The sequence below is a fragment of the Streptomyces caniscabiei genome (assembly GCF_014930365.1).
GTDB classification, from domain to species: domain Bacteria; phylum Actinomycetota; class Actinomycetes; order Streptomycetales; family Streptomycetaceae; genus Streptomyces; species Streptomyces caniscabiei.
The window spans coordinates 438,707-457,813 of record NZ_JABXWI010000002.1 but is presented as its reverse complement, the minus strand read 5'-3'; the positions used below and the strand labels follow the sequence as shown (position 1 = coordinate 457,813).

Below are 19,107 nucleotides of genomic sequence, written 5' to 3'. Positions count from 1 at the left end.
AGGGAGGTTGGAATGGCCCCTAGATCGGTCTATTACGGAGCGTGATGGTGAATTGAAGTAAGGATCAGGGGCGAAGACGCACAGGAAGTCCCCACGGTTGTCTCTGTGGCCACAAGTCGCTTACGTTCGGCGTCAATCCGGACGGACGCCCAATCCTGCCGCCGACCGGAGCCGCGTACCGACCCGATCCACGGCAGGAGCGGGGGACCCACAGGAATCACCGCCTGTTCCGGTCTCCGGAACGGCTAGGGGTAAAGCCGTGCGCAAGCACGGCCGGACATCTCCAGTCCGCACCCGACAGCTCACCTCGCAGGCGCCGGAGAGGAATTCGCCATGCCCGCGAAGGGTAAGCACCGCCGTCCGAAGCCCCAGCGCTTCACCCGCTCGATCGCCGCCGCCGGGACCGGTGGCGCGGCGCTCGCGCTGCCGCTGATCGGAGCCGCCGGCGCCCACGCCGCGACCCCGTCCACCGTTGCCTCGGATGTTTCCGAGAAGCCGACCACGATCGCCGCCGAGAAGACCGCGGCCGAGGCGGGCGCACGGATCGAGCAGGCCGAGAAGGCCGCGCAGGCGGAGAAGGGCACCACCAAGAAGGCGGCGCCCAAGACCTATTCGGTAAAGGTCGGCGACTACCTCGCGAAGATCGCGGACGAGCAGAACGTCGAGGGTGGCTGGAAGCGGCTGTATTCGGACAACCGGGAGGCGGTCGGCTCCGACCCCTCGCTGATCCACCCGGGGCTGAAGCTGTCGATCGGTGAGCGGGCCGCGTCGAGCGAGACGTCGCGCTCGTCGTCGAAGCCGCAGCTGTCGCAGTCCTCGAAGCCCACCGAGCCCGCCAAGACGCCCAAGCCCTCCGCTCCCGCGAAGCAGGAGTCCAAGGACACCCAGGCGTCGACCTCCACGGCGAGCGGCCAGTCCTCCTCGTCCAACGCCTCCGGCTTCAGCAGGCCCATCACGGGCGCGACCGTCGGCACCGCGTACAAGACCGCCGGCAGCATGTGGTCCAGCGGCTACCACACGGGCGTCGACTTCGTGGCCCCGACCGGGACCAGCCTCAAGGCCGTGGGCGCGGGCACCGTCGTCTCCGCCGGCTGGGGCGGCGCGTACGGCAACCAGGTCGTGATCAGGCTCGCCGACGGCTACTACGCCCAGTACGCCCACCTGTCCTCGATCTCCGTCTCCGCGGGTCAGGCGGTCAGCGGCGGTCAGCAGATCGGCCTCTCCGGTGCCACCGGCAACGTCACCGGGCCGCACCTGCACTTCGAGATCCGCACCTCCCCGAACTACGGCTCGGACATCGACCCGCTGGCCTACCTCCGCTCGAAGGGCGTCGGCGTCTGACGACACCGGTTCCCGGCGGCTGACGTCACTGCCACCAAAGGCGGCTGACGTCACCTCCACCCGGCGTCTGACGTCACCGCTCCCCAGCGGCTGACGTCACCTTCACTCGGCGGCTGATGTCGCCCCCCGGCGCCCACATGCCGAAGGCCGGTCCCTGTCATCAGGGGCCGGCCTTCGGCGTTTCATGATCACCGTGTTGCGGTCGTATGGCATGGCCGATCGAAGCCTCGACAGTGCCGCGAGGGGCGGGGACAGTGATCCGCGTAAGCGCTTTCTGTCTCTGTGAAGGAGTGTCGGTGCGTACTGCCCGACGTCGAAGAACCGTCTTCCTGACCGCGGCCGCCCTGTTCGCCGGTCTCTTCTCCGCACCCGGCGGCCATGCCGCGGAGAGACCTCGCCGGGTCGTGGAGAACCTGGACCGGGGCCTGGTCGCCGTACCGTCCGACGGCGGGACCTTCCTCAGCTGGCGGCTGCTCGGCACGGAGTACGCGCGCCACGGCGACGCGATCGGCTTCAACGTCTACAAGGGCCGCAAACGGCTGACCCGGGCGCCGATCACCCGCTCGACGACCTACCGCGACACCAGCCCCGGCACGGGCGCGTACAGCGTGCGGGCCGTCGTCGACGGGCGGGAGGGAAAGCCGGCTTCGGCGCTGGCGCTCGGTCAGGGGTACGCCGAGATCCCGCTCGCCGCGGCGGACGGCTACACCGTGCAGCACGCCTGGCCCGGCGACCTCGACGGGGACGGGCGGTACGAGCTGGTGGTGAGCAGGCTCGCGCAGACCAGGGACCGGCCCGACCTGCTGGAGGCGTACACGCTGACCGGCGAGCGGCTGTGGCGCGTCGACCTCGGACCCGGCTCGTACACCCAGGTCGGCGGGAACGGCGCCAACGACCCTGCGCCCGCCGCGATCAGCGGATCGACGCCGATCGGCGGGTACCGCAACGACGACAACGTGACCGTGTTCGACCTGGACGGCGACGGCCGGGCCGAGGTGCTGGCGCACACGGCCTCCGGCACGACCTTCGCGGACGGCACGCGGGTCACCGCCGACTCGCCCGCCCGGCAGTTCGTCTCCGTCGTCGACGGCGCGACCGGCACCGAGCGCGACCGGCAGCCCGTGCCGGACGACTTCGCCGCCGACGGCCCGTCCGGCGGCCACTTCGGCGTCGCCTACCTCGACGGGGTCCACCCGAGCCTCGTCACCAAGCTCGTCACCCGCGTCGGCGCCCGGCGCGGCGCCTTCCGCGTCCTCTTCCAGACCTGGGACTTCGACGGCACGGACCTGACCCTCCGCTGGAAGTACGTGGTGCCCGCAGACAGCGGCGCGACCAGCTTCCACCAGATCCGCACCGTCGACGTCGACCTCGACGGCAAGGACGAGATCGCCGACGGCAACTACGTGGTGAACGGCGACGGCACCCTCCGGTACGTCGTCGACGGTGCCGGACACGGCGACCGCTTCCACATCGCCGACCTCGACCCCGGCCGCCCCGGCCTGGAGGGATTCGCCATCCAGCAGGCGGAGCTCGGCGTCGTCCCGAACTTCCCCTGGTACTACTACGACACCGGCGAGCGCCTGGTGACCGGGCAGCACCCGGCCGACTGGGAGAACGACACCGACATCGACGTCGGCCGGGGCAGCACCGGCGACATCGACCCGGGCCATCGCGGCTACGAGTACTGGACGTCCACCGCCGACGTCACGGCGCCCGGGGCCGGCGTCCGCAACGTCCGGGACGGCAAGGTCTCCGCGACCACGCCCAGCGTCAACTTCCGTATCTGGTGGGACGGCGACAAGGGCTCGGAGCTGCTGGACTTCACCCATGTCTCCGACTGGGACCCGGCGACCGAGACCAGTACGAGGATCTTCGACCCGGCCGGGGTCGTCTCCGGAGCGCGCAACGCGACCCCCTACTACGGCGACATCCTCGGCGACTGGCGCGAGGAGATCCTCACCGAGACCGCCGACCACACCGCCCTCCGCCTCCACACCACGACGGAGCCGACCGGAACCCGTCTCTACACGCTCGCCCACAACCCCGCGTACCGGCTGGGATGGACCGTCCGGGGCTACCTCCAGTCGACGTACACGGACTACTACCTCGGCACCGAGACCCGCCGGGTGCCGAGGCCCGCGATCTCGGTCCGGTCCCGTTGAACATCCCGGAACGTCACCCATCGAGCGAAGGACAGAAGGAGCGTCGTATGACCACCCGTAGAGCTTTCGGAGCGCTCGCCGCCGGTGCCGCCCTCGCGGCCGTCGCCCCGGCGGCCACCGCCTCCGCCCGCACCTCCCGGCGCCGCGGCAGGCTGATCGCCGCCGACGACTTCCGGCACGGACTGGGGCGCTGGGCCGTGGAGTTGGAGCGCGGCGGCACGGTCACGGCCTCGCGCGGTGTGCTGGAGGTCGACGTACCGGCCGGGGCCACGCTCTGGTTCAAGCGGAAGCTGGAGGGGCCGTACGTCGTCTCGTACACGGCCACGCCGGTCTCCGCGGGCGGGGTCAACGACCGGGTGTCCGACCTGAACAACTTCTGGAACGCCGTCGACGCGCGCTCGCCCGACGATCTCTTCGCCACCCCGCGCGGGGGCGCGCTCGCCGAGTACGACCACCTGAAGACGTACTACGTCGGGTACGGGGCCAACACCAATACGACGACACGGATGCGGCGCTACGTCGGTGAGGCGGGGGTGCGGCCGCTGCTCTACGACTACACCGAGCCGCTGCTCGTCGCGAACGCGCCGCACCGGGTGCTGATCGTCTCGGACGGGTCGAAGGTCCAGTGGTGGAACAACGGACGGCTCGTGTTCGACCACCGCGACCCCGAGCCGTACACGCGCGGGCATTTCGCCTTCCGGACCACCTGGAGCCACTTCCGGATCGAGGACTTCCGGGTGTGGGGACTCCACTGACACGACGGGTGTATTCCGGGTTGACCAACACTTGACACGTGGTCTATCTCACCGCCCGTCAACCCCTTATTACGGTCGCGTAGGCCACATCCGAAGGGGAATCATGGCCCGACGTGACAGACGATTCGAATGGCAGCAGAGCAATGATCGGGTCGTACGTGGCGCTGGGGGACAGCTTCACCGAGGGTGTCGGCGACCCCGGGCCCGACGGGCGGTTCGTCGGCTGGGCCGACCGGTTCGCGGTGCTTCTCGCGGACCGGTTGCCCGAGGGCGACTTCGATTACACCAACCTGGCCGTGCGGGGGAAGCTCCTCGACCAGATCGTGGAGGACCAGGTGCCGAGGGCGCTGGAACTGGCCCCCGATCTGATCTCCTTCTGCGCGGGCGGCAACGACATCATCCGGCCGGGCACCGACCCCGACGAGGTCGCCGAGCGGTTCGAGCGGGCGGTCGTCAGGCTCACCTCGGCCGTCGGCACGGTCATGGTGACCACCGGGTTCGACACGCGTGACGTGCCGGTGCTGAAGCACCTACGGGGCAAGATCGCCACGTACAACCTGCATGTGCGGGCCATCGCCGACCGGTACGGGTGCCCCGTGCTGGACCTGTGGTCGCTGAAGACCGTGCAGGACCGGCGGGCCTGGGACCTGGACCGGCTGCACCTGTCACCGGAGGGGCACACCCGGGTCGCCCTGCGGGCCGGGCAGGTGCTGGGGGTGGACGTCCCGGCCGACCCCGACCAGCCGTGGCCGCCGCTGCCGCCGCGCGGGACGCTGGAGATGCGGCGCGACAACATCCAGTGGGCGCGGGAGTACCTGGTGCCGTGGATCGGGCGGCGGCTGCGGGGGGAGTCCTCCGGGGACCATGTGTCGGCGAAGGGGCAGCTGTCGCCGGACGACATCAGGTTGCGGATCGAGTCCGTGGCCTGAGATTCGAGAAGGGGCGCCACCTCGCAGTGGGAACGCCGCTCCGTGGGCGGCGTTCCGTCCGTCGTGGTCGCCCGCGCAGTTCCCCGCACCCCTGTCGGGGCGCGGGTCTCGTCTCGGTCAGCGGGTCGACGCCGTCAACGAAGCCGGGTCCAGGCCCAGTTCATGGGCCAGGGCCCGGTCGGCCCACTCCTGGGCACGGGTGCGGGAGACGGCTCCGTCGTAGGCCGTGAGCTGCACGGCCAGGCCGTCCAGGAGGGCGGTGAGGCGCAGGGCCGTCGCCGCGGGGTCCGGGCAGTGGAACTCGTCGGCGGCCACGCCCGCTTCGATGACCTCGGTGAGGGCGGCCTTCCACTGGCGGTCCAGATCGCGTGTGACATCGCGCAGGGCCGGATCGCGCAGGGACGCGGCCCAGCCCTCGATCCACAGGCGCCAGCCCTTGGCCTGGCCGGTGGGGGCGTACCAACGCACGGCCGCCCGGAGCCGGCGCAGGGCCGTGGTGCGGCGGCCCAGGAGTTTGCGCAGATGGGCCAGGTCGTCCTCGGCGGCATGGCGGAACGCCTCGGCCACCAGTCGCTCCTTGGTGGAGAAGTGGTAGAGCACCAGGGCGTTGCTCACCCCGAGGACAGCGGCCACGTCGGCGATCCGTACCGCCGCGACGCCCCGCTCCTCGATCTGCTCGATGGCGGCCCGCAGCAGCTCCGCACGCCGCTCGGCCACGCTCAACCGCACCCTGCCCACACGGCAACCCTACCCAGGCCCCCGCGCGGTGCCGCAGGCTTCGAGCCACCGCGACGAGGACCGGGCCGTCAGCGGTGCCAGCCGAAGCGGTCCGTGATCTCCGGGAGGCGGTCGGCGGCGATGGCGTGCGCGGCGGCGCGGGGCGTGCTGCCGTCGGCCTCGGCCCGGGTGAGCATCAGGTCGACGAGGGCGCGCATGGAACGGCGCGTGTGGGTGAACGCCTCGTCGGCGGTGGGGCCGATGTCACCGAACAGGGTCCACCACCACCAGGCGTTCGTACCGGAGTTGACGACGACGTCCGGCAGGACGGTCACGCCCCGCGCGGTGAGCATCTCCTCGGCCTCCGGGAGGACCGGCATGTTGGCCGCCTCGACGATCAGCCGGGCGGTGACGAGGTGGTGGTTGGTGGTGTCGATCGCGTAGGAGACGGCCGCGGGGACCAGCACCTCGGCCCCGGTGGCCAGCCAGGCGTCGGCAGGACGTTCCTGGTCGGTGGGCCGGAGCGCCGAGCGGTCGATCGTGCCGTGCGCGTCGCGCGCGGCGAGCAGGGCCTCCACGTCCAGGCCCGCGGGGTTGGCGACGGTGCCCTTGATGTCGGCGACGGCGACGACCGTGAGCCCGGCGCGGGCGAGGAAGCGGGCGGTGGCGCCGCCCATGGTACCCAGGCCCTGTACGGCGACCCGGGTCCCGGCGTACGGCGTGCCCGTCCGGTCCAGGGCGGTGAGCACGGACTCGGCGACACCACAGCCGCCGACCAGTTCGTCGAGACCGATGCCGTCCACCTGGACGGCGAAGGCGTCCGCGAGGCGTCGGCGGGCCGCGGCCTCGTCGTCCAGGAGGGGGTACACCGCCTGGATCGTCGAGACCAGGCCCGCCTCGGCGGCCGCGCGGTCCACCAGGTCCTGGGCGAGCCCGAGGTCCTCGCCGGTGGTCCAGAAGCTCTCGATGTACGGGCGCATCGCGCGCAGGTAGCGCACCAGGACGCCGTAGGCCTCCGGGTGCCGGGGGTCGCAGTCGATGCCGCCCTTGGCGCCGCCGAGCGGGACGTACCGGCCCTCGGGGGCGTAGTGCAGCGCCTCCTTCATGGTCATGCCGCGCGCGAGTCCGGCGACCTCGTCCGGCGTGCAGCCGGGACGCATCCGCAGGCCGCCGCTGCAGACCCCGCGCACCAGCCGGTCCACGACGAGAAAGCCCCGGCGGCCCGTGACGTGGTCGGTCCAGGTGAGCGACATGAAAGGGGTGAAGGTCATAGGGCTCCCCGGGAACAAAAGGATCTACTGAATAGTTGGTCAGTATTGCATCGTGCGGGGACAGTCGGACCCGGCGCTGTCGGAGGGGCGGCCCATAATGGGATGCCTGAGCGAATCCACCTGGAGGTGCCGTGTCCGGTTCCGGATCCCGTTCTCTGAGCTCGGCGCTGCGCGCAGCGCGGCCCGCCGCCTTCGGCGCGGATCCGAGCGGTGCCCGATTGGAGCGGATCCGCAGATCCCCGCATTTCGCGAACGGGGTCTTCGTGAACCCCGAGGCCGCCCAGGTCCGCCCCTCCGGGGGCGCCGCCGTGGAGATGGCGAAGAGCTACTTCCGCAAGGACGAGCGGGTCCGGCGGGCCCCGGCGGGCCTGATCCCCGTGCACTCCACGACCCTCGCCGACCTGGCCCGGCCCCCGGCGAGCGGGCTGCGCACCACCTGGATGGGACACTCCAGCGTGCTCGCCGAGATCGACGGCCACCGGGTGCTCTTCGACCCGGTCTGGGGGGAGCGCTGCTCCCCGTTCGCCTTCGCCGGACCCAAGCGGCTGCACCCCGTGCCGGTGCCCCTCGCCGCGCTCGGCCCGGTCGACGTCGTCGTCATCTCCCACGACCACTACGACCACCTCGACATGCCCTCGATCAAGGAGCTGGCGGGCACGGACACCCTCTTCGCCGTGCCCCTCGGCGTGGGTGCCCATCTGGAGCACTGGGGCGTCTCCGCGGACCGGATCCGTGAGCTGGACTGGCACGAGGCCACGAAGGTCGGCGGCCTCACCCTGACCGCGACCCCCGCCCGGCACTTCTGTGGCCGGGGCCTGCGCAACACCCAGCACACGCTCTGGGCCTCCTGGGTCGTCGCCGGTGACGAGCACCGGATCTACCACAGCGGCGACACCGGGTACTTCGAGGGCTTCAAGGACATCGGCGCGGCGCACGGCCCGTTCGACCTCACCATGATCCAGGTGGGTGCCTATTCGGAGTACTGGCCCGACATCCACATGACGCCCGACGAGGGGCTGCGGACCCATCTCGATCTGCAGGGCGGCGAGCCCGGCGGGGTGATGATGCCGATCCACTGGGCGACGTTCAACCTGGCGATGCACGCCTGGGCGGAGCCGGGCGAGCGCATGATGTGGGCCACCCACGGCGCGGGGGTCACGATGGCCGCGCCGCTGCCGGGAGAGCCGTTCGAGCCGGAGAACACCCCGCCGGTGCGTCCGTGGTGGCGCGCGGTCTCCCAGCAGCCGGTCGGCGGCTGGACCGCCTGGCCCCCGGTGGGGGAGCGGCTGGACCTGGTGGCGGAGAGCTGAGAAACAGGTAGGGAATTCTCCCGACAGGGTGATTTTTCGATGGACGGCGAGGGCCGGGGAGCCATGTGCTCCCCGGCCCTCGCCGTCTATTGGTGACCTTTTCTGAACAACTCTGATCGAAATTCGGGCGCAAAGAGAATGCGGCAGGAACAAGCGTCCGAGGAATTATCGGACTGTCGCACGAAGCCTCATACCAGAGCGGGACGCATTACGGCGGTCTTTGTCAACTGCGCACCGCACATGACGCGTTGGCGACTACTGTGAGTTGCCGTCGGACGACGCTGTGCCGAATTCTTCGACTCTCGCGACCGACACGCGAGGGCGTATGCCCAAGTCGCCCGGACGCGGCACCCCCCACACGCCAGACGGACCAGTACGAGGACGCTGATGTCTCACCTTCGCGCACCGGCCGCCCGCGCAGACCGCCGTGAGGGCGGGCGGCACGGGCGGTCGGCCACCCGCGCCGCCGTCCCCTCGCTGCCCGAGATCCACATACGGCCACAGCTGGTGCGCCTCGCGGTCCTGCCACCCACCGCGGTCGCCCTCAGCGCCTGCGCCGCCGTCCTGTTCACCTTCCGCGCCGGCGGCGCCCGACCCAGCCTCACCCTGTGGGCGGTCCTCGCCGGAGCCGCCGCCGTGGCCCTCGCCGGCATCGCGATCGGCGTCGTGGCCGCCGGGCGCACCGCCAGGTCCGTCCGCGAACGGCTGAGCACCCTGCGCCAGGTCAGCAGCAGGAGCGAGGACGACCTGCGCTCCCTGGTCGACGCGCTGCGCCGCGGCGACCAGCCGCCCGCGCGCGGACCCCGCCTCAGGACCACCGCCGGCGCCGACGACTTCGAGCCGCTCGCCGCCGACCTCGCCCGCGCCCACGACAGCGCCGTCACCGCCGTCGTCCAGGCCTCCCAGCTCTCCAGCCACGCCGGCAGCGAACAGAAGCTCGAAGTCTTCGTGAACCTGGCCCGCCGGCTCCAGTCCCTCGTCCAGCGCGAGATCTCCATCCTCGACGACCTGGAGAACGAGATCGAGGACCCGGACCTGCTCAAGGGCCTCTTCCACGTCGACCACCTCGCCACCCGCATCCGCCGCCACGCCGAGAACCTCGCCGTCCTCGGCGGGGCCGTCTCCCGCCGTCAGTGGAGCAACCCCGTCTCCATGACCGAGGTGCTGCGCTCCGCGATCGCCGAGGTCGAGCAGTACTCCCGGGTCAAACTGGTGCCCCCGGTCGACGGCACCCTGCGCGGACACGCCGTCGCCGACGTCATCCACCTCCTCGCCGAACTCGTCGAGAACGCCACGGTGTTCTCCGCCCCGCACACCCAGGTCCTGCTCCGCGCCAACCTCGTCACCTCCGGGCTCGCCGTCGAGGTCGAGGACCGCGGCCTCGGCATGCCCGTCACCGAGCAGAACAAGATGAACGCCCTGCTCGCCGACCCCGACCAGGTCAACGTCGCCAGCCTCCTCCAGGACGGGCGCATCGGCCTCTTCGTCGTCTCCCAGCTCGCCCGCCGCCACGGCATCCAGGTCCGCCTCCAGAGCAACATCTACGGCGGGGTCCAGGCCGCGTTCGTCGTCCCCCAGGGCCTCCTCGGCGGCGAGCCCGGCGACCTGCCGCAGACCCTGCCGCACACCCACGCCGTCCCCGAGCAGAACACCGGCACCCGCCGTCCCGCCGGGCCGCACCAGGCACCGGCCGCCCCGCCCCAGCGGGCGTCCGCACCCGGCTCCGCCGACCGCCCCACGACCGGCGGACCCGCCCGTGCCGCGAACGCGAACGACCGGTCCGGCCGTCCGGCTCCCGGGCAGCCCGCGCGCCCCGAGCCCGGCCCCCGCGGCGTCCCGAGTCCCGCGCGCGCCACCGTCCCGCGGCAACAGGGACCCGGCCGGGGCAGCGGCCAGCAGAGCCCCGGCCGAGGCGGCACCGGCCCGACGCCGCTGCCGGTGCGCGGCGCCCGGGACGAGCGGCCCAACCCGGCCGAGGCCGTGCCCGGCGTCCGCCCCGACGACCGGCGGACCGTCGCGGAGAACGCCGGGACACCCCCGACCCCCCGGGTCGGCGGCACCGTCCGCGGCACCATGGGCAAGCCCCAGCTGCCCCGCCGCCGCGCCCAGCAGCACATCGTGCCCCAGCTCCGCGGCGGCCCCGCGCCCACGCCCCGCCAGGACCCCGACCACTACATCGGCCACGACCCCGGACTCATGGCCGCCTTCCAGCGCGGGATCGGACTCGCCGAGGCACGCCAGCTGGAGAGCTCCGACTGGGACACCTCCGCCCTGGACACCGTCTCGGCCGACTTCACCTCCCGCGACGACTTCGCGCCCCCCGCCCCCGACGCCGCCTCCCGCATCGACACGGGACAGCCGCGCACCGGCCCGACCACGGGACTGCCGACCCCGCCACCCCACGGCGGCGCGGGCGGCACCGACGCACTCCACATGGAGCTGGCCCACATGGACGCACCCCACAAGGACGCCGCGCAGCCCCTGGGCGGACACCCCAGGGGAGGCACCCCCATAGCCGTACCCCCGTCGGCCCTCGACGCGGCCCACGACCTCACGCCCCGGCAGGACGGGAGCACACCGGCCGGATGACCACCCCCCTCACCACCCCCACCACGGGCCCCACCCCCTGCGCTCCCGCAGACCAACGCACCCCAAGGAGTCGATCCACCATGGCGAGCGAAGCGCCGACCGGCCATGTATCCGACCTCGACTGGCTGATGAGCGGCCTCGTCCAGCGCGTCCCGCACACCACGAGCGCGGTCCTGCTCTCCTGCGACGGGCTGGTCAAGTCGGTCCACGGCCTCGACCCGGACAGCGCCGACCACATGGCGGCCCTGGCCTCCGGCCTGTACTCCCTCGGACGCAGCGCGGGCGTCCGCTTCGGCGACGGCGGCGAGGTCCGTCAGGTCGTCGTCGAACTCGACTCGACCCTGCTGTTCGTCTCCACCGCCGGCTCCGGCACCTGCCTCGCCGTGCTCGCCGGACGGGAGGCCGACGCCGCCGTCCTCGGCTACGAGATGGCGATGCTGGTCAAGAGCGTCCGCCCGTACCTGGTCACCCAGCCCCGGCAAGCCGTCGAACCCTCCGCGATGAGGCCTTGACCGTGCCCGCGGCCGGCGACGGACCCCTGTACGACGACGCCGCCGGGCGTCTGGTGCGCCCCTACACCGTCATCAACGGCCGGACCCGGCCGACCACCGCGCTCGATCTCCTCTCACAGGTGATGGCCACCGGGGCGACCCCCCTCGGCTATCTGGGCCCCGAGCACGCGACCGCACTCGACCTGTGCCGGGCACCCGTCTCGGTCGCCGAGATCGCCGCACACCTCACGTTGCCGGCGACGGTGACCAAGGTGCTGCTGTCCGACCTCGTCGACTGCGGGGCCCTCACCACCAAGCCCCCGGTTTTCCACCACAACCCGACAGACCGGTCTCTTCTGGAGGCAGTGCTCGATGGACTACGACGACAGCTCTGACCCCTTCCCCACCGCACTCAAGATCCTGGTGGCGGGAGGGTTCGGGGTCGGCAAGACGACCTTCGTCGGCGCGGTGAGCGAGATCGCGCCGCTGAGCACGGAGGAACTGCTCACCACAGTGAGCGCCGCCACCGACAATCTCGACGGCATCGAGAACAAGGTCGAGACGACCGTCGCGATGGACTTCGGCCGCATCACCCTGGACCCGCGCCATGTGCTCTATCTGTTCGGCACCCCCGGACAGCAACGGTTCTGGTTCATGTGGGACGAACTCTCCGAGGGCGCCCTCGGCGCGGTCATCCTCGCCGACACACGCCGCCTGGAGGACTGCTTCGCCGCCGTCGACTTCTTCGAGCAGCGCGGCCTCGGCTTCATCGTCGCCATCAACGAGTTCGACGGCTCCTACCGCTACGACGCCGACGAGGTGCGCGCGGCCCTCGACCTCGACCCGGAGATCCCCGTCGTCTGCTGCGACGCCCGTATCTCCAGCTCGGGCGTCCAGACCCTGCTCACCCTCGTCCGGCACCTCCTCGCCCACACCCCGGCGCAGCTGCCGAGCCACGGAGCCCACACGTGACGTACGACCCGCCGCGTCCGGTCGGCCGGCTGCTGCTCACCCCCGAGGACCCGGACGCCCCCGAGCGCGTGGCGCGGCTGCGGCTGCTCGGGCTCGGCGAGTACGCCGAACCGGCCTTCGACGCCTTCGCGGACCGGCTCGCGCAGGTCGCCTCCGTGCCGTACGCGACGGTCAACTTCATCGACGAGGAACGGCAGTTCTTCGCCGGCCTGCATGTGTCGGCACAGCCCACGGCCGACACCACACTGCTCGGGGTCGATCGTCGCCTCGCCCGTGACCACGGGTTCTGCCCGTACGTGGTGGTCCGCCGCAAAGGGCTCGTCCTCGAAGACGTGCGCGAATACCCGAAGTTCGCCGGCAACCCCGTCGTCGACGACCACGGCATCCGCTCCTACCTCGGCGCGCCCCTCCTCGACCGTACGGGCATCGCCCTCGGCACGGTCTGCGTCATGGACGTCCAGCCGCGACCCTGGGGCCGGGCGGGCCTGGAGACCATCAAGGCGATGGCCGCGGAACTCGCCGCCCGGATCGAGGGACGTGAGGCGTTCCCGTGACGCCCGTGGGAGGGCACTTCATGGCGGATCGCCGAGGAGCGGCCACTCGTCGGCGATCCACGTCGCGCCGCGCGGGCGCGGCGGGGGTGTGAAGGAAAGCTGCGGCGGAGGTTAAGAAAACCTCGATGGACCCGGGCCGTCGGTGTGCGGCAGATTGATCGGCGATCCCACCCCTCTCCCCGGTACGGGCCTGTTCGTCATGCCCTGAGCCGGGGGCGCACCCCACTGGAGCCGTAGCGTGAAGGCGCTGGTCAAGGAGAAGGCGGAGCCCGGACTGTGGCTCGTCGACGTCCCGGAGCCCGAGATCGGCCCCGGTGACGTACTGATCAAGGTCCTGCGGACCGGGATCTGCGGAACCGACCTGCACATCCGGGCCTGGGACGGCTGGGCCCGGCAGACCATCCGCACCCCGCTCGTGGCCGGCCACGAGTTCGTCGGCGAGGTCGTGGACATCGGCCGTGCCGTCACCGAGGTCCAGGTCGGCGACCGGGTCAGCGGCGAGGGCCACCTCGTGTGCGGCAAGTGCCGCAACTGCCTCGCCGGCCGGCGCCACCTGTGCCGCGCCACCGTCGGCCTCGGCGTCGGCCGCGACGGCGCCTTCGCCGAGTACGTGGCCCTGCCGGCGACCAACGTGTGGGTGCACCGCGTCCCCGTCGACCTCGACGTGGCCGCGATCTTCGACCCGTTCGGCAACGCCGTGCACACCGCGCTCTCCTTCCCCCTGGTCGGAGAGGACGTCCTGATCACCGGGGCGGGCCCCATCGGCCTGATGGCCGCCGCCGTCGCCCGGCACGCCGGCGCCCGGCACGTCGTGGTCACCGACGTCAGCGAGGACCGGCTGGAACTCGCCCGCAAGATCGGCGTCAGCCTCGCGCTCGACGTACGGGAGTCGACCGTCGCCGACGGGCAGCGGGCCCTCGGCCTGCGGGAGGGCTTCGACATAGGCCTGGAGATGTCCGGCAACCCCGCCGCGATGCGCGACATGATCGCCAACATGACCCACGGCGGCCGGATCGCCATGCTCGGACTGCCGTCCGAGGAGTTCGCCGTCGACTGGGCCCGCGTCGTCACGTCCATGATCACCATCAAGGGGATCTACGGCCGCGAGATGTTCGAGACCTGGTACGCGATGACGGTGCTCCTGGAGGGCGGCCTCGACCTCGCCCCCGTCATCACCGGCCGCTACGGCTACCGCGACCACGAGGCGGCGTTCGCGGACGCGGCGAGCGGCGCGGGCGGGAAGGTCATCCTCGACTGGACTGCGTGAGTCAGCCGCGTCCGGACCGTGTAAGTCACCCGCTTCTCCTAGGAGTTCACGATGTTCGACTCCGTGCGCGACGACCTGCGCACCACCCTCGACGAGATCCGCGCCGCCGGGCTGCACAAGCCCGAGCGGGTCATCGGCAGCCCGCAGTCGGCGACCGTCGCGGTCACCGCCGGCGGCCGTCCCGGCGAGGTCCTCAACTTCTGCGCCAACAACTACCTCGGCCTCGCCGACCACCCCGAGGTGATCGCCGCCGCCCACGACGCCCTGGACCGCTGGGGCTACGGCATGGCCTCCGTCCGCTTCATCTGCGGCACCCAGGAGGTCCACAAGGAACTGGAGGCACGGCTCTCGGCGTTCCTCGGCCAGGAGGACACGATCCTCTACTCCTCCTGCTTCGACGCCAACGGCGGCGTCTTCGAGACCCTGCTCGGCCCCGAGGACGCGGTGATCTCCGACGCCCTCAACCACGCCTCGATCATCGACGGCATCCGGCTCTCCAAGGCCCGCCGCTTCCGCTACGCCAACCGTGATCTCGTCGACCTGGAACGGCAGTTGAAGGAGGCGACCGAAGCCGGCGCCCGCCGGAAGCTGATCGTCACCGACGGCGTCTTCTCCATGGACGGCTATGTGGCCCCCCTCCGCGAGATCTGCGACCTCGCCGACCGCCACGACGCCATGGTCATGGTCGACGACTCCCACGCCGTCGGCTTCACCGGCCCCGGCGGCCGCGGCACCCCCGAGCTGCACGGCGTCATGGACCGCGTCGACATCATCACCGGCACCCTCGGCAAGGCCCTCGGCGGCGCCTCCGGCGGCTACGTCGCCGCCCGCGCCGAGATCGTCGCCCTGCTGCGCCAGCGCTCCCGGCCGTACCTCTTCTCCAACACCCTCGCGCCGGTGATCGCGGCGGCCTCCCTGAAGGTGCTGGACCTCCTGGAGTCGGCCGACGACCTGCGGGTCCGCCTCGCCGAGAACACGGCGCTGTTCCGGAGCCGCATGACCGAGGAGGGCTTCGACATCCTCCCCGGCGACCACCCCATCGCCCCAGTCATGATCGGCGACGCGGCGAAGGCGGGCCGCCTGGCCGAGCTGCTCCTGGACCGCGGCGTCTATGTGATCGGGTTCTCCTACCCGGTCGTTCCGCAGGGCCAGGCCCGTATCCGCGTCCAGCTCTCCGCCGCGCACTCCACGGCGGACGTGCACCGCGCGGTGGACGCGTTCGTGGCGGCATGGGCCGAGCTGGAGGGCTGAGCCGGAGGGCCGAGTCGGAGCCCGGGCAGGTGGTCCGGGCGGAGCGGTTCAGGGGGAAAGCGCGCATTTGAGAGAATCGGTCTCATGATCGAAGCGCGGCGGCTCCACATCCTTCGTGCGGTGGCCGACCACCGCACGGTGACGGCGGCAGCCGCCGCGCTGTACCTCACCCCGTCCGCCGTCTCCCAGCAGCTCACCGCCCTGGAACAGGAGACGGGACACCGCCTGGTCGAGCGGGGCGCGAAGGGCGTACGGCTGACCCCGGCCGGCGAGATCCTGCTCGGCCACACCCACGCGGTCCTCGCCCAGCTGGAGCAGGCGGCGGCGGAACTGGCCGCGTACAGCTCGGGCGAGGCCGGCACCGTCACGGTCGCCTCCTTCGCCACCGGTATCGCCCAGGTCGTGGCACCCGCGCTGGCCCGCCTCGCCCGGTCCGCGCCCGGCATCCGGCTCCGCGTCCAGGACGCCGAGGGCGACGCGAGCCTGCCGATGGTCCTGGACCGGCAGGTCGACATCGCCGTGGCCGTCGAGTACCGGGGCGCGCCGGCCGCCGACGACCCCCGGCTGACCCATGTCGCGCTGTACGCCGAGCCCTTCGACGCGGTCGTGCCCGTCAGCCACCGCCTCGCCGACGCGGCGGAGGTGCCGCTCGCCGAACTGGCCAAGGACCCCTGGATCGGCCCCTATCCAGGGAACCCCTGCCATGACGTCGTCGTCCTGGCCTGCGAGAACGCCGGCTTCCAGCCCCGCCTCGAACACTCCTCCGACGACTTCCGCGCCGTGGTCGCCCTCGCCTCCGCCGACGCGGGCGTGGCCCTCGTCCCCCGCTCGGCGCTGCGCGGCACGGACCTCACGGGCGTGGTCGTACGCCCCGTGGACGGAGTGGCCCCCACGCGCCGCGTCTTCGCCGCCGTACGCCGGGGCGCGGAGGGCCACCCGCTGATCCGGCCGGTGCTGGAGGCGCTGGGGGAGGCGGCGGGGTGAGGAGGCCGACCGAGGAGGCCGACCGAGGAGGCCGGGCGAGATGGCCGGCTGAAGTGACCGATTGAGGTGGCGGGGCATGCTCGGCCGTTGTTTCGCCGTTTCCGGTGCCACCTCCCGGCGGTGATTGTCAGTGCTCACCGCTACCGTGCGTTCCATGCCCGATGCAGAAGACGTACGACGTGTCGCCCTCTCCCTGCCCGACAGTACGGAGAAGGTCGCCTGGAGCATGCCCACCTTCCGGGTGGCGGGGAAGATGTTCGCGACGCTGCCGGAGGACGAGACATCCATGGCCGTGCGGTGCCCCAAGGTGGAGCGGGACGAGCTGGTCCTCGCCGAGCCCGGCAAGTTCTGGATCGCCGAGCACGAGGCGGGGTTCGCCTGGGTGCGGGTGCGGCTCTCCGCCCTGGAGGACGACGCCGAGCTGCGCGACGTCCTCGCCGATTCCTGGCGCCAGGCCGCACCGACCAAACTCCTCGACGCCTACCCGGAGTTGGGGCTCCCCGCCGTCGACTGAGCCGCCCCCGTCCCTGCGTGCCGCTACCGCAGGAACCCCGTGATCCGCTCCCGCAACGTGGCCGCGTCCAACCCGTGCGCGGCCACGTGCTCCTCCGACTGCCCGTAGCGCCGCAGCTCCCGCCGCCCCACGCCCAGCCCGAGCACCCGGTGCGGCACATCGGCGAGCGCGTCGTTGGCGGCGGCCGTCGACGTGCCCGCCAGGTAGGGCTCGACGAGGACCACGTCCCCGCCGGCCGAGTCGGTGGCCCGGCGCAACGCGGCCGAGTCGAACGGGCGCACGGTCGAGGCGTACAGCACGGTCACATCGAGCCCCTCCGTGGCCGCGAGGACCGCGTCGAGCAGGGGCCCGACGGCGACGACGACCCCGCGGCGCCCCTCCCGCACGGTGAGGAACCGCTGCCCGTCCACCGCGAGCGCCTGCTCGTTGGACTGCGCGGACAGCCGTACGTAGACCTTGTCGTCCTTGCCCTCGCCCGCGCCGACCGCGTGCCGGAGCAGTGTCTCGGCCTCGTCGGGATGCCCGGGCACATGCACGGTCCACCCGTCGAGCGTGTCCAGGACGGCGATGTCGCCGGGTGACATGTGGGTGAAGCCGCCGGCCGGCCAGTCGTAGGACGCGGCGGCGCTGACCAGCACCGCGCCGACGTCCTGGTGCCCCAGATCCAGCTTCACCTGCTCGAAGGGCCGTTCCACGAGGAAGCTCGCGAAGGTGTGCAGCACGGGCCGCATCCCGGCCAGTGCCAGGCCCGCGCCCGCGCCGATCAGCAGTTGCTCCCGGATCCCGACGTTGATCACCCGGTCCGGGTGGCGGTGCGTCGCCTCCACGAAGCCGTCCCGGCCGATCTCGGCGAGGACCACCGCGACCCGGGGATCCTCGTCGAGCATGCCGGAGACGACGGGAGCGAAGCGGTCACGCATGGTGTCCATGAGGTCGTTCGTCCTTTCGGGGTGGTTACGGAGATCTCGGGGGTTCAGGCGTTCTTCGGCTCGACGCGGGCCACGACGACCCGCGGCCGTCCCGGGTGCGGCGCGGTGAAGGCCGCGTGCAGGGCGTCGTGGTCGCGACCGTCCACGGTCTCGGCGGACCAGCCCGCCACCTCGAACCGCGCGGCGATCCCGCCCGGCCGCGCATGGCTGGCGGAGGAGTTGTCGATCACGACGGTGTGCAGCCGGTCGAGCCCGGCGGGACCGGCGTAGGCGATCGCCTCGTGGTTGCTGCCCTCGTCCAGCTCCGCGTCGCCGACCAGCACCCACACCGCCGGGTCCATCCGCCCCTGGGCCCGCAGCCCGAGCGCCGTCCCGACCGCGATGGGCAGGCCGTGCCCGAGCGAGCCGCTGCCGATCTCCGCGCCCGGCACCAGCAGCCGGTCCGGGTGGTGGCCGAGCGGCGAGTCGTACGAGCCGAAGCCGGGCAGCCACGCGGCCGGCAGGAAGCCCTTCGCCGCGAGGACCGCGTAGTACGCCATCGGCCCGTGTCCCTTCGACAGCAGGAACCGGTCCCGCTCCGGGTCCTCCAGCCGCTCCGGGCCCACCCGCAGCACCCGGTCGTAGAGCACCCACAGCACGTCCAGGGTGGACGTGGCCGCCGGACCGTGCTTCTCCGCGCCCGTCATCAGCCCCATCAGCTCGGGCAGCTCCGTGAATCCGTACGGTGTCGTCGTCATACGGAAGAGCCTGCGACCTCAACCAAGCTTCAGGTCAAGCGGTGTCGACGGAGGGCCTCCCGCCTCCTCGCGCCGATAAACGCGTGCGCGACCACCGGCCCGAGTGCGGTATTGTTTCCGTGCGCGTTCAGCCAGGGGAAATCCCAGGTCAGACGGGCATCGGGACGTGGCGCAGCTTGGTAGCGCACTTGACTGGGGGTCAAGGGGTCGCAGGTTCAAATCCTGTCGTCCCGACTGGAGACAGTCGCAGATCAAGGGCCGGTTTCGGAGAAATCCGAAACCGGCCCTTGATCGTTTTTCGGCGTCCGGTCAGGGCGGGATCGAGGCCGGGCAT

18 protein-coding genes, 1 tRNA gene and 1 riboswitch are annotated in these 19,107 nt (G+C 72.0%); of the genes, 15 read left to right on the top strand and 4 right to left on the bottom strand.

Features of this window, described 5'->3' with window-relative positions; all coding sequences use genetic code 11:
• The first annotated feature begins 170 nt into the window (after window positions 1-170).
• Window positions 171-329: riboswitch (cyclic di-AMP (ydaO/yuaA leader) on the top strand.
• A 4-nt stretch (window positions 330-333) separates the two neighbouring features.
• From HW837_RS06525 to HW837_RS06510, 4 genes are all read left to right on the top strand, one after another.
• On the top strand, window positions 334-1,341 hold the full coding sequence (locus HW837_RS06525; protein ID WP_045556829.1) for a M23 family metallopeptidase: 1,008 nt from the start codon (window positions 334-336) through the stop codon (window positions 1,339-1,341).
• A gap of 296 nt (window positions 1,342-1,637) precedes the next feature.
• Window positions 1,638-3,503, top strand: a complete 1,866-nt coding sequence (locus tag HW837_RS06520; protein ID WP_313895596.1) for a rhamnogalacturonan lyase family protein — start codon at window positions 1,638-1,640, stop codon at window positions 3,501-3,503.
• 47 nt (window positions 3,504-3,550) lie between these two features.
• Window positions 3,551-4,258: a DUF6250 domain-containing protein gene (locus HW837_RS06515; RefSeq protein WP_045556831.1), complete on the top strand. Its 708-nt coding sequence runs from the start codon at window positions 3,551-3,553 to the stop codon at window positions 4,256-4,258.
• A 143-nt stretch (window positions 4,259-4,401) separates the two neighbouring features.
• Entirely contained in the window at window positions 4,402-5,187 is a 786-nt protein-coding gene (locus HW837_RS06510) for an SGNH/GDSL hydrolase family protein (RefSeq protein ID WP_045556832.1), read from the top strand.
• Window positions 5,188-5,304: 117 nt separating this feature from the next.
• On the opposite strand, the gene HW837_RS06505 is transcribed toward HW837_RS06510, so the two are convergent.
• On the bottom strand, window positions 5,305-5,925 hold the full coding sequence (locus HW837_RS06505) for a TetR/AcrR family transcriptional regulator (RefSeq protein WP_177261701.1): 621 nt from the start codon (window positions 5,923-5,925) through the stop codon (window positions 5,305-5,307).
• Window positions 5,926-5,993: 68 nt separating this feature from the next.
• The gene (locus tag HW837_RS06500) at window positions 5,994-7,175 is read right to left on the bottom strand and encodes a Glu/Leu/Phe/Val dehydrogenase dimerization domain-containing protein (protein ID WP_045556834.1); all 1,182 of its coding nucleotides are present in this window, start codon (window positions 7,173-7,175) and stop codon (window positions 5,994-5,996) included.
• Window positions 7,176-7,306: 131 nt separating this feature from the next.
• Here HW837_RS06500 and HW837_RS06495 point away from each other — a divergent pair, with 131 nt between their 5' ends.
• The 10 genes from HW837_RS06495 (at window position 7,307) to HW837_RS06450 (ending at window position 17,107) form a co-directional block, all read left to right on the top strand.
• Window positions 7,307-8,485, top strand: a complete 1,179-nt coding sequence (locus tag HW837_RS06495) for an MBL fold metallo-hydrolase (protein ID WP_193379946.1) — start codon at window positions 7,307-7,309, stop codon at window positions 8,483-8,485.
• Between the two features lie 387 nt (window positions 8,486-8,872).
• Window positions 8,873-11,074: a sensor histidine kinase gene (locus HW837_RS06490; protein ID WP_177261699.1), complete on the top strand. Its 2,202-nt coding sequence runs from the start codon at window positions 8,873-8,875 to the stop codon at window positions 11,072-11,074.
• A gap of 80 nt (window positions 11,075-11,154) precedes the next feature.
• Window positions 11,155-11,586, top strand: a complete 432-nt coding sequence (locus HW837_RS06485; RefSeq protein ID WP_045556836.1) for a roadblock/LC7 domain-containing protein — start codon at window positions 11,155-11,157, stop codon at window positions 11,584-11,586.
• Between the two features lie 2 nt (window positions 11,587-11,588).
• Window positions 11,589-11,960, top strand: coding sequence for a DUF742 domain-containing protein (locus HW837_RS06480; protein ID WP_045556837.1), 372 nt, complete (start codon window positions 11,589-11,591; stop codon window positions 11,958-11,960).
• Window positions 11,938-12,537 carry a GTP-binding protein gene (locus tag HW837_RS06475; RefSeq protein WP_045556838.1) on the top strand — a complete coding sequence of 200 codons (600 nt, stop codon included), beginning with the start codon at window positions 11,938-11,940 and terminating at the stop codon, window positions 12,535-12,537. The genes HW837_RS06480 and HW837_RS06475 overlap by 23 nt, the downstream gene beginning before the upstream one ends.
• Window positions 12,534-13,091, top strand: coding sequence for a GAF domain-containing protein (locus HW837_RS06470; RefSeq protein ID WP_045556839.1), 558 nt, complete (start codon window positions 12,534-12,536; stop codon window positions 13,089-13,091). The genes HW837_RS06475 and HW837_RS06470 overlap by 4 nt, the downstream gene beginning before the upstream one ends.
• A gap of 238 nt (window positions 13,092-13,329) precedes the next feature.
• Window positions 13,330-14,358: an L-threonine 3-dehydrogenase gene (gene tdh, locus HW837_RS06465; RefSeq protein ID WP_060882615.1), complete on the top strand. Its 1,029-nt coding sequence runs from the start codon at window positions 13,330-13,332 to the stop codon at window positions 14,356-14,358.
• Between the two features lie 51 nt (window positions 14,359-14,409).
• Window positions 14,410-15,609: a glycine C-acetyltransferase gene (locus HW837_RS06460; protein ID WP_193379947.1), complete on the top strand. Its 1,200-nt coding sequence runs from the start codon at window positions 14,410-14,412 to the stop codon at window positions 15,607-15,609.
• Window positions 15,610-15,693: 84 nt separating this feature from the next.
• Window positions 15,694-16,593 (top strand): LysR family transcriptional regulator, encoded by a 900-nt coding sequence (locus HW837_RS06455; protein ID WP_045556842.1) that lies wholly within the window; start codon window positions 15,694-15,696, stop codon window positions 16,591-16,593.
• A gap of 154 nt (window positions 16,594-16,747) precedes the next feature.
• On the top strand, window positions 16,748-17,107 hold the full coding sequence (locus tag HW837_RS06450) for an MmcQ/YjbR family DNA-binding protein (RefSeq protein WP_045556928.1): 360 nt from the start codon (window positions 16,748-16,750) through the stop codon (window positions 17,105-17,107).
• Between the two features lie 23 nt (window positions 17,108-17,130).
• Here HW837_RS06450 and HW837_RS06445 read toward each other — a convergent pair whose 3' ends face one another.
• Window positions 17,131-18,036 carry a transketolase family protein gene (locus HW837_RS06445; protein ID WP_045556843.1) on the bottom strand — a complete coding sequence of 302 codons (906 nt, stop codon included), beginning with the start codon at window positions 18,034-18,036 and terminating at the stop codon, window positions 17,131-17,133.
• A gap of 44 nt (window positions 18,037-18,080) precedes the next feature.
• Window positions 18,081-18,773, bottom strand: a complete 693-nt coding sequence (locus HW837_RS06440) for a thiamine pyrophosphate-dependent enzyme (protein WP_193379948.1) — start codon at window positions 18,771-18,773, stop codon at window positions 18,081-18,083.
• Window positions 18,774-18,933: 160 nt separating this feature from the next.
• Between HW837_RS06440 and HW837_RS06435 the strand changes: the two genes are divergently transcribed.
• Window positions 18,934-19,007: transfer RNA gene (locus HW837_RS06435), tRNA-Pro, on the top strand.
• The last annotated feature ends 100 nt before the right edge of the window (window positions 19,008-19,107 follow it).

Excerpts from the sequence above, each read along its gene's own strand:
- HW837_RS06490 (WP_177261699.1), top strand. The coding sequence starts at position 8,873 with ATGTCTCACCTTCGCGCACCGGCCGCCCGCGCAGACCGCCGTGAGGGC.
- HW837_RS06450 (WP_045556928.1), top strand. The coding sequence starts at position 16,748 with ATGCCCGATGCAGAAGACGTACGACGTGTCGCCCTCTCCCTGCCCGAC.
- HW837_RS06525 (WP_045556829.1), top strand. The coding sequence starts at position 334 with ATGCCCGCGAAGGGTAAGCACCGCCGTCCGAAGCCCCAGCGCTTCACC.
- HW837_RS06440 (WP_193379948.1), bottom strand. The coding sequence starts at position 18,773 with ATGACGACGACACCGTACGGATTCACGGAGCTGCCCGAGCTGATGGGG.
- HW837_RS06445 (WP_045556843.1), bottom strand. The coding sequence starts at position 18,036 with ATGGACACCATGCGTGACCGCTTCGCTCCCGTCGTCTCCGGCATGCTC.
- HW837_RS06475 (WP_045556838.1), top strand. The coding sequence starts at position 11,938 with ATGGACTACGACGACAGCTCTGACCCCTTCCCCACCGCACTCAAGATC.
- HW837_RS06515 (WP_045556831.1), top strand. The coding sequence starts at position 3,551 with ATGACCACCCGTAGAGCTTTCGGAGCGCTCGCCGCCGGTGCCGCCCTC.
- HW837_RS06500 (WP_045556834.1), bottom strand. The coding sequence starts at position 7,175 with ATGACCTTCACCCCTTTCATGTCGCTCACCTGGACCGACCACGTCACG.
- HW837_RS06460 (WP_193379947.1), top strand. The coding sequence starts at position 14,410 with ATGTTCGACTCCGTGCGCGACGACCTGCGCACCACCCTCGACGAGATC.
- HW837_RS06510 (WP_045556832.1), top strand. The coding sequence starts at position 4,402 with ATGATCGGGTCGTACGTGGCGCTGGGGGACAGCTTCACCGAGGGTGTC.
- HW837_RS06485 (WP_045556836.1), top strand. The coding sequence starts at position 11,155 with ATGGCGAGCGAAGCGCCGACCGGCCATGTATCCGACCTCGACTGGCTG.
- HW837_RS06455 (WP_045556842.1), top strand. The coding sequence starts at position 15,694 with ATGATCGAAGCGCGGCGGCTCCACATCCTTCGTGCGGTGGCCGACCAC.